The organism is Aminivibrio pyruvatiphilus, from assembly GCF_004366815.1.
Lineage (GTDB): Bacteria > Synergistota > Synergistia > Synergistales > Aminobacteriaceae > Aminivibrio > Aminivibrio pyruvatiphilus.
In genome coordinates, this window is record NZ_SORI01000008.1 from 122,874 (window position 1) to 132,230 (window position 9,357).

The 9,357-nt window shown below is 52.2% G+C and carries 10 protein-coding genes; all 10 read right to left on the reverse strand.

Annotated elements, in window-relative coordinates; genetic code table 11:
- Nucleotide 1 precedes the first annotated feature (1 nt).
- Nucleotides 2-502, reverse strand: coding sequence for a hypothetical protein (locus tag C8D99_RS07945; protein WP_133957596.1), 501 nt, complete (start codon nt 500-502; stop codon nt 2-4).
- Nucleotides 499-1,092, reverse strand: a complete 594-nt coding sequence (locus C8D99_RS07950) for a PilN domain-containing protein (protein ID WP_133957597.1) — start codon at nt 1,090-1,092, stop codon at nt 499-501. The genes C8D99_RS07945 and C8D99_RS07950 overlap by 4 nt, the downstream gene beginning before the upstream one ends.
- Nucleotides 1,089-2,033 carry a type IV pilus biogenesis protein PilM gene (gene pilM, locus C8D99_RS07955; RefSeq protein WP_133957598.1) on the reverse strand — a complete coding sequence of 315 codons (945 nt, stop codon included), beginning with the start codon at nt 2,031-2,033 and terminating at the stop codon, nt 1,089-1,091. The genes C8D99_RS07950 and pilM overlap by 4 nt, the downstream gene beginning before the upstream one ends.
- Nucleotides 2,034-2,148: 115 nt before the next feature.
- Entirely contained in the window at nt 2,149-2,463 is a 315-nt protein-coding gene (locus tag C8D99_RS07960; protein ID WP_133957599.1) for a hypothetical protein, read from the reverse strand.
- A complete protein-coding gene (locus tag C8D99_RS07965; protein ID WP_133957600.1) occupies nt 2,460-6,017 on the reverse strand; it encodes a pilus assembly protein in 3,558 nt (1,185 codons plus the stop codon). Before C8D99_RS07965 ends, C8D99_RS07960 begins: the two co-directional genes overlap by 4 nt.
- 31 nt (nt 6,018-6,048) lie before the next feature.
- Nucleotides 6,049-6,687 (reverse strand): hypothetical protein, encoded by a 639-nt coding sequence (locus C8D99_RS07970; protein WP_133957601.1) that lies wholly within the window; start codon nt 6,685-6,687, stop codon nt 6,049-6,051.
- On the reverse strand, nt 6,684-7,589 hold the full coding sequence (locus C8D99_RS07975; protein ID WP_133957602.1) for a PilW family protein: 906 nt from the start codon (nt 7,587-7,589) through the stop codon (nt 6,684-6,686). The genes C8D99_RS07970 and C8D99_RS07975 overlap by 4 nt, the downstream gene beginning before the upstream one ends.
- A 7-nt stretch (nt 7,590-7,596) precedes the next feature.
- Nucleotides 7,597-7,995, reverse strand: coding sequence for a hypothetical protein (locus tag C8D99_RS07980; protein WP_133957603.1), 399 nt, complete (start codon nt 7,993-7,995; stop codon nt 7,597-7,599).
- 343 nt (nt 7,996-8,338) lie between these two features.
- On the reverse strand, nt 8,339-8,911 hold the full coding sequence (locus C8D99_RS07985; RefSeq protein WP_133957604.1) for a prepilin-type N-terminal cleavage/methylation domain-containing protein: 573 nt from the start codon (nt 8,909-8,911) through the stop codon (nt 8,339-8,341).
- A 64-nt stretch (nt 8,912-8,975) separates the two neighbouring features.
- The gene (locus C8D99_RS15415) at nt 8,976-9,182 is read right to left on the reverse strand and encodes a hypothetical protein (protein ID WP_208321128.1); all 207 of its coding nucleotides are present in this window, start codon (nt 9,180-9,182) and stop codon (nt 8,976-8,978) included.
- Nucleotides 9,183-9,357: the final 175 nt, after the last annotated feature.

The following is a 9,357-nucleotide window of genomic DNA, read 5'->3' on the forward strand; positions in this document are numbered from 1 at the left end:
CCTACTTCTTCAGGACGGACTGGATGACCGCGACGCCCTTCGCGTTCTCCCCGTCCACGGAGTTCATGGCAACGGACGCCACGCGCACCGCCACCTTCAGGTTCCGCCAGTCCGCAAGGGTTCTGACGAAAGAGTAATAGGGACCCTCGAAATCGATCTGCACGCCGCTTCTGCCCGCAGGAGTGTTCGCCGGCTTCACCACGTTGCTCCTGACGCCGTTCTTGGTCAGCTCCTGCTGTACCCATGCGTAGAAATCGACCTCGTTCTCAGGAATGCCGAGCTGGTATTTCTCAAGCTGGGCGATGGCCCTCTTGTAGACGTCGATCTGCTTCATCTGCTCCCGCGCCTGCTGGTCCAGTTTCATGCTCCGGGTCTTGAGTTCGCGAATCTCGGTCTTCAGGCCCTTCATTTCGTTGATGTAAAAATACTGTCCGTAGGCGAGACCGCCCACGATGAGAAGAAAAATAAGAAAAAACAGTCCGTCCTTCTTTGCCGAGTTCACCGGATTCCCCCTCCTTCCCCGGGAGTTCTTGCCGAAATGCCGGCGAGATCCCTGAGCATGCACGAAAGGGTGAAATCAACCATGGATTCCTGGTTTTTGACCACCCTGGTGGTCACCGGGAAATCAACCGTGGCCACCACGCCCGCGTCCAGAAGCCCCTTGGCGAACTCCACCACATCGTTCTCAACGTAGGCGTTGCCCTTGATGGTGGCCTTCCCCGGGACCACCGTCACGGAGGAAATCCACACCCCCAGGGGGAGGGACGTCTCGATGGAGTTCAGGAACTCCAGGGCCGGAAGCTCTTCCTGCAGCAGCTTCAGGGCCGAAACATACACCGCCTCCACGCCGGCGAGCCGCTTGATCTCGTTGGACATCTTCAGGTTCTGCGCCTGCTGAATGGCCACCTGGTCGTTCAGCATGGCCACCTGGGCGCCCATTCCGCTCACCTTCAGGAAGGCAAGGCCGAAGGTCACTCCCCCAACCAGGACAAAGGCAAGGAAAAGCGACACCAGCAGAACCCTCGCGGCATTCACCTTTCTTCTGCGGGCCTCCACCAGTGAGCGGGGCCGCAGGTCCAGTTTCACCTTCATAGTAAATCCCTCACCGCCAATCCGATGGCCGCTTCCCAACCGCTGTTGCCGTCGTCGGGTTCCGCAATGCCCCAGGTCTCCCACACGTTCATCTTCAGCGTCTTCAGCCCCGTTGCAGCCTCGAGAGCCTCCTGCAGCCTGCTGTCCTTCCCGTATCCACCTCCAAGCATAAGCAGATCGACCACCAGTTCGCGATACTGGTTCTTGACGAAGGTAAGGGTATTGCCTATCTCCCGGACGAGGGGCCCATAATCCCGCTCCCCCTCCCCTACGGTGGGGATGTCGATGAGGGACGTCCTGTACAGGATGCCGTTGTCCTTGTAGCCCAGCACGAGCTGGGTAACTTCCTTCTCGGCGAAGATGGAAAGGTACCCCTCGGCGTAGGCCGATACAGGCCCGAGGCCTGCCCTGAACATGGCCACATTCAGGGGTTCGATGCCCGCCAGGGTCATACCCGCCGAAGAAGCCACTCTCATCAGGGACTCCACCGTCCGGAGCCTGCACGCCGCCACCAGGACCGACATCTTGCCGCCTTCGAGGTTCACCGGGTTGTCCACCCGGGCGATATCAACGGCCGCGTCCGAGAACGCGTAGGGGAAGAACTTCTCGAAGTCCCACTTCAGCGCCTCTTTGGCGTCCTCCATCTCCATCGCGGGCATCTCGATGACCCTGATCAGGATATCCCTGGAAGGTACTCCCAATGTGACAGGGGCTTTGAAGCCTCCGCCAAGGCTGCCGCCCAGGTTCTCGAAGGCGGGAAGCAGAGCTCCCACGTCGGAGAGGGAATCCTTCCGTATGGCCGTGCCGCCGGTGGCCGTCTGGACCTTGCGGCGCATCTTCAGCCCCGAAAGATCGCCGTCCAGTTCCACGTACCGCAGGTAATCTTCGTGTAAAGCAAGCGCCGCCCTGTTCTGCGATTTGAAGAATGCCGAAGCGCCCATGTCGCGACTTCCTCCCCGCCTGTATGGATGAAATTCAATGTAACTGCATTATACGCTTTTATTGTAAAAACTGTATAGTTTATCTCAGCAAATCAAAAAGGAATTTTGGAACAAATCAGAACGAAGATGCTTTCACCTGGAGAAGCTTTTTGTTCTCAAAAAGAAGAGTCACACCGGCATGGTGGTATTTTCTGAAAAAGGCAACAGGTTCCAACTCTTCTGTGTTTTCCTCCAGAAAGACAGTCTGTCCGGGTATCCAGAAAAATTTCCGTTCGCCCGATCCTGTTGCTATCACAAGTTCCGGTGGAGTTCTTTCTAATTTTTTCAGGAAACCAGAAACATCTTCCCGAATTTGCTGCTCAGCACAGCAAGGAACAGCGAATAGAAGAATCATTGAAACCAACGCAGCCGCTAGTATAAATTTTCTCATGGTTTCCAGTCCCTCCAGTACGCAGGCTCAGTTTTGGTCGAACTACCACCGGAATCATCAGTCATAATGTTCTCTGGCACATCAAAGACGAGAAGATTTCCGCTGAGACTTATGTTTCCGGTAAATCCGCCAAGAGCGGTCTGCGGATTCGAAGCGTTTGAAAACGCCGTTACTCCAACGTAGACTTTCCCGCCCGTCACTGTAATTCCGCTGATCCTTGTAGCATCCAGCGTAACGTTTTTCTTCCAGGAAGTAATCTCGTCCCCTGTGTAGGTTACAAAACCGCCTAACCCTGTATCCGCTTTCATAATGTAAAAATTGCTTTTTCCGACAAGACAAGGATCCGTATTTGCCGTATAGGTTGCAAAGAAAATATACCCTCTGAACAATACAGGAGGTGTAGAAACAATTTCTCCGGTCCCTAAGGGCAAACGCCATCCGTTTGTAGAAACCGCGACAGAATCGTTGTATTGATCACCCGAGATATTTTCCAGCGGGGGAAGATTCGCCAATGTAAAGGCGGAATCCCCGGCAAGGCTCCTGTTCATGGCGAACACATAGCACTTTCCTTCCTTTTCCCCGAAGAGGAAATCGGGGTCTCCCGTACCCCAGAAAAGCCACTTTCTGTTTTTGATCATGCCGACTTCAAGGGCGTAGGGGATAGTAAACAAGTCGTCCACTGCAGCACCGTCTCCCGGGGTAAAAACTTTCGCAAGGTTCCACTCCGTTGAATCGTATGAACTCAAGTCTCCCTCGAATATGGCGCCGACGTCATCTCCCAGATAGTATTTCCGTATCCTCATGGGCCGCGGCCCGGCTTCGACTGCAAGGGGAGCCACCACAGAACCGAGGTCATTATGGACAATTTCCTTCACCAGTGATCCATCCTTCATATCCAGGACAATCACTGATTTCCCGCCCTCGTCATTTTCGAGAAGCGGACTGTTCTTCGCACCGCCTCCAAAAAGGGCTACCCATTTCGTATCTATTCCTGAAAGGCTTTCAAGGTCAACGGTTCCGATAAACGGAGTGCTTACTGTCAGGCGAAGCTTCCCCGGAACAGAGGAGGACGAAGAATCAACTGAACTGAGAGTCGAGGATGCTGTCCCCGTCCCTCCGATCCATCTCATGAAGGTACTGTTTTCCGTTCGCAGTATCCCTTCTCCGTTCCCGCCGCTGTAGTAGCAATTATTTTCCAGTGCCCAGAGGAACTCGGGTTTTGCGGGATCCGTAATGTCAAGGGTATAGAGTCCTGCCCCCGCTCGGCCCAGGCCGCCGAGAAGTACCGTTTTATAACTGCCGTCCAACAGGATGTCTTCGGCTACGAGAGGACCGTCCAGCAGATATTTGGGTGCTGATTCCTTGACTTCACGCAGCTTATCGTCACTGCCCAGCTTGGTCCCGATCAGCCTCGGGAAATTTAAAACATTCGGAGGGATGAAAGCCCATTCCTCGTTCCCGTTGGCGGAATTGAAGGCATGTACCATGCCGTCGTTGGCATGCATATACACGACACGAGGCCTGATTTTTACCGTGGAATCCTCTGCGAATACACGGTACAGCGGGTCGGTTATCAGGCTTTGCGGAGCACCGACCTCCACAAGGCCTACATGATACGGATCCCCCAGTTTCCAGCGCTGATCTCCGTCTGTTTCATCCCATTCATCGGATCCCAGAACCCATCTTATGAATTTCTTTATTGCAGTATCAGTTATCGAAAGATCCCCGGCAAAAAAGGGTTTCAAAGCAGACGAGTTGACGTCGGAAAAGGCCTTCAGGTTGGTCACAATTTTGCCTGCCGATCCGGTACCCCAATCCGCTGTATAGATATTTCGGTTGTTGTATCCTTTCGACGCGAGAATAGCACCGGCATCTCTTGCACCCTCAACTCCCCAGTTCGTATCAGGAGTCACAACATCACCGGAAATAACGTAACTGGAAAGAAATCCCATCCATTGCTGCACAATTTTTGGCTTGAATCCTGCAGAATAAACTTTTCCGGCTCCCCCGAGCGTCTTCGGAGGGTTGACCAGCGGTGCGCTGCCCGTGGCGGCGATGTCCTGGATAGTCTGGAATATAGTTTTAAAGGCTTCCATCAGTTCAGCCATGTTCTGCGGGAAGAACGCCGTCGCGCTGCCGTTCAACAAACCGTCGTCACCGTAGTCGGCCATATTGTTCAAGGTCGATGCAAGCGTCGTTTGCGTTGATGGATTGATCATTCCAATGACCATGGTTTTTACAGGCCTGGCATTCTCCACCCCAAGGTTGGCATTATAAAGCGTTCTTGTTGCGAGGGCCGTATTGGCGTAACTCTCATAACTGTCTTCACCGTCGGTAAGGACTATAAGCCAGTTATCCTGGCACCATTCAGTAATTGTGGGAGTAGCGCCCCGCACTTTAAAGAAATCAAGGGCGCAATCGACGGCAGAAGTTGAATTGACAATTGAAGCGACCAGGGGAGTACCGCCGTCAGCCCTGAATTCAGGATTTGAGGAGGATTCTGACCCGTCGAACCATTCCCTTATCTTTGCAAGATGCTCAGGTGATTTTGTAGTGGAGGCAAATCCCTCGTGCAGCCTCGCCCTCCTCGTACCATCTGACTTCCAGGTAATCCTTTGAGATGTTCTGCCGTCATAAGGGGTCCAGTTATACCAGTCCGCCCCGCTTCCTGACGAATAGTAATCCTGGTAATACGCGGATAGAGCAAGACGCAGGTCGCCTACCAAAGTCTGATCTCCAAGTATGCGATAGAGTACGTTTTTCAGCGTGTACATCCGACTGTCGTTCGGGTATTTATAGGTATAGCCATTATAATTATAGGTCTCGGTATGGCCGGGGACACGGATGATTTCCAGTCCCTGGGATGAATAAGGTGAATTATTAGGCCTGTCGACTATGTAGCGGTAATTTGGACCGAGTGAAGGGACCTGCTCCTGATCCCGAACATCAGAAAATCCCCCTCCTGAAGAGGGTCTTCTTTGAAGAATCCACCGGTCGTTAGCAGTACCTGACGGATTGTACCATCGCCATTGATAAGAACTGGGAACAGTCGGGGGAACTTCGTTTTCCCTTACTTTGCCCCATTCATTAGGTATCCATCTCTCGGCCGTTTTGGTTTCAATTTTGTATGAGAAAACACCAGTATAGCTGTCATCTGTATCCGGAATCTGGTCGGTCGGGATTTCCCGCAGCAGAGGATGATAATTGAAATCAACTGACGGGTCATTGTTACCCGAGGTTGTCTGTCCCGGATTTGAGTCTCTACCATAATATCGTCTGTTTGCGCCGTTAAGGTAGTATGGATTAGTTCCGTCGCCATAAGTGGAACTGTCATTGTCCATAAAGAACGTCATGGACCCGCTCGTGTCGATGAGCAACAGGACATTCGGCTCCACGATCTGGGAAAAACCTGCCGGAGGATTCTTCGGGGCCGAAAAAACATTTGTCTGGGGTTCAAATGCGATACTTGCGGGAGCAATCAAGAACGTAATCAGCCCCGCTAAAAAGATCATGTACTGTAAAACAGTCGCTCTATTTTTCCTCAGATTCTTCATGAAGCTCACCTCCGGCTTCCTGGGTTTCACATTATTTTGGTTGAACGAATATGGCCTGTTCAACGGTTTTCGACATTTCGTCCTTTTCGCCTTTATTTACAATAGCTTCCGAACGGACAAGATATGCCTTCAGTATTTTTGATTCCGGAGACCCGGAACCGGGGTTTCCTTCCGCGGCGTTGGAACTGGCATAGGACTGCCCCGCCTTGAGGCTGCCCCCTTCCCTCGCCCTGTACATCCTCGGAGGTATTCCCGGCTGAAATGTCAGCGCTTCTCCGAAGTCATATGCCAGGTCGTAAATACGCACATTGACCTCGGCATCATCAAGAGAAAAAGAAATTGTAGGGTTCGGTACAGAACCGCCATCCAATACAAGGAGTTCCTTAAATGACTCTGAAGCGGTTACCGCGTTGATTGCTCCCGGTGCAGACAAAGACGGTATATCATCAGAAGCAATCCTTTGGTAGAGCCATGCCTTTCCCCTCTCGAGCCCGGCAAGGGCCGCATTGAGGCGGAACTCATCATCAGTCTTCATCTTGGTAGTGGTCATCATGTTTTCGATGAAGACAAAAGACACAGCGACCATCGCCCCTGCTACGAGCAGAACTATAAGGGTCAGCGGAAGAGCCATGGCAGCTCTCTTTTTCTCACTTCTCCCGGCGCTCTTCAATTTCGTATCCTCCAGCTTCTGGTTACAGTTGCGTACCTATATCGCCTGTTCGTAGGCTGTGGTGCCTCTGCCGGCCATCCCTCAATCGAACTTTGCAATTCCGAGGCATGTACAGTATCGCCGCGAGCAAGAACAGTAACCTGGAGCACCCTGTTTCCGTCACGGTTGAAAACGCACCACAGACCTTCGACGCCCTCCACAGCGGATTGACTGCCTGAACCGTCGGAACGTTCAATGTACATGTTTCCGCTGCTGACTTTTATCTTGACCGCCTTCAGGTAATGGGCTTCTTCAAAGGCGTTTATCTTCTGACTTTTATTGGATGCCACAGATAATACTTTTCCGTCTCCCGGGTCGACGGCAGAAACATAAAGAGGAGAAATTCCTGCGGGAAAAACGATCCAACTTTTCGTAGTATCGTTCCTGTTGGCTTCTACTTTTAAAACACCGGTCAGCTCGATCTGCTGTGCGGTGGAGTCTGCTTCATAATCCTGCTCGATCCCGAAGCCGGAAGGTTCTCCGTACACAAGCCAGAGAGCCGTTCCCTCCGTCGTGTCATCGGGTACAACGACATCCCCCGATGCAAGCTGTACCGGACCGGAAAATTTCTTGTTCGGGGATGCATTATCAAGAATAAACAAGGGTGGGTTAGCCGAAAAACCGTTCTGAAAGTCCGTTTTCCCCGCCGGAAGCCCCAGAGCAGCTCCTGAAACAAAGGGCTGAATGGAAGCAAGAGCGATATGGCCTCGCTGTTTTGCTTCCATGACGTCCTGGTGGAACTGATAGCTCTCGAACACAGAGAAAAAGAGGGTCATGACGGCACCCATGACCACACCGAGTATCAATATGGAGACGAGTATTTCTACCAGCGTAAAACCTCTGCGTTTTCTTTCCCTGGTCATCTCTTCGTTACTCCTTGTATTGAATAGCGGTTAAATAAGACTCTTCGCTCATGTCGCGCTGAAGAGTAACCGTTGACGGCTGCGTTATTCCTCCCCAGGACACCTGGACGATACCATTTCCTCTGGCAAGGGAACGGTCAAAAGAAACGGTGTACATTCCTACCGTGTCAGTGCTGGTTATATCCGCCGACTGAGGTTTAAGGGCTTCGAGGGCGTCCAGGCGTTCATAGGCCAGTACGAGGGCCTGTTCTTTCTGTACTGTCTGCAGGGCCAGCTTTGAGGACATAATTGGCACCAACGCCATAGCGAGGAGCGCTATGGCGAGGATAAGAAGGGCTATAATGCTCTCCGCAAGGGCAAAGGCCTTTCTCTTTTGTCGAACGAAAGCCTTCGGTTTCTTTCTCACTGCGCTCTCCCTTCTTTCATCCCCGGAACTGGGACTGTGTGTCTCATGATTCTCTAACCCCAAAAGCAAGTTTCCTAAAAAACCGTGATTCCCTGGAGAGGGTCAGGATCAGCTTTGGGTTCTGGAGTTCTCAATTACCTTTTGTGTCATCCTGAGGCCGGGACCATGTCGAAAGGATCTCACCCTTAGGACAACCAAGAACTAAAAACGAGGTCCTTCGCTGTGCTCAGGACGACAACTCCTCAAAACCAGATTCCCCCCTACGGGGATGCTCCCTCCGCTTCGCTTGGGTGCTGCGCGATCGCGATCAGGCTTCGCCTTTCGGAATGACAGGGCAATGTATTTACTTTACCCTCATGCCCACGATCATATCAGTGACGACGAAAGGACGATCAGTTCCTCCAGTAAAAAAGGAGCTTGGGTCAGAGCCTCCCAAAAGGGCCGTGCTCTCTGCCATATCCGCCAGCTTCTTTTTGCACCCCTCGGTAGCCATCATGGGAATGCCGCCTCCGGGGGGAAGTGTGTAGAGCATCCTCAGGACATACCATTTGAATTCAAAGGTCGGTATGGATCCACCCCCGCCGCCGCCGGACATGTCGGGAAAAATGTAGAGGAAGTCCCGTGTCTCGTCCACAGGTCGATCCATGAATTTTTCAAGGTGCTTGATAGCATTCACACCAATGAGGGGAGTGAGATCCCTCTTCGGGTTGTCGGCGTCGAACATAAGAGCCGCCGCCTTCATAGTCCGAAGGTCGTTGATGATCACCGTGGCGTCGGCACTGTCCTGGCCTCTTTGCCGCACAAGGAGCATCGCCCCTGCGAGAATGCCGATGATGATAATGACGATGAGAAGTTCCACAAGGGTAAAGCCCGAACGTTTTGAACAATGTAATCCCCTGCCCCACGCAGTATTCATTGAGCTGATTCCCCCTCTTTCCCTGTGGAAATGCGGGGGCCCGAAGGCCCCCGGTTAAACATATTTAGCGTGCTCTCATGAAAACCTTCGCGTCACTGTCAGCATATTTTGTTACATAATCCGGCCCAACTAAACCATTTGCTTCTGCAGAATCAGAAAGCTTTGTTTTAATTCCGGTAGATACGTCAGCGCTCGTTTCATAACCCATAAACCAGTTGTCTCCACTTTCTGCGGTCTCATATCCTGGCTGTCCAGAAATGCTTCTATCCATATATTTATCGAGGCTAGTTATACTAGGAGCCTGTCGGACTTAGGCCACATCGGATAAAATAGACTCATCCCGACCAAAGGCGGCGAAAGAGCATGGTGACCAGATTCCAGACAGTAGACAGAGCGACTCCGTACATACTCCCCCAGTCCATTGAGGACTGGCTTCCCGAAGACCA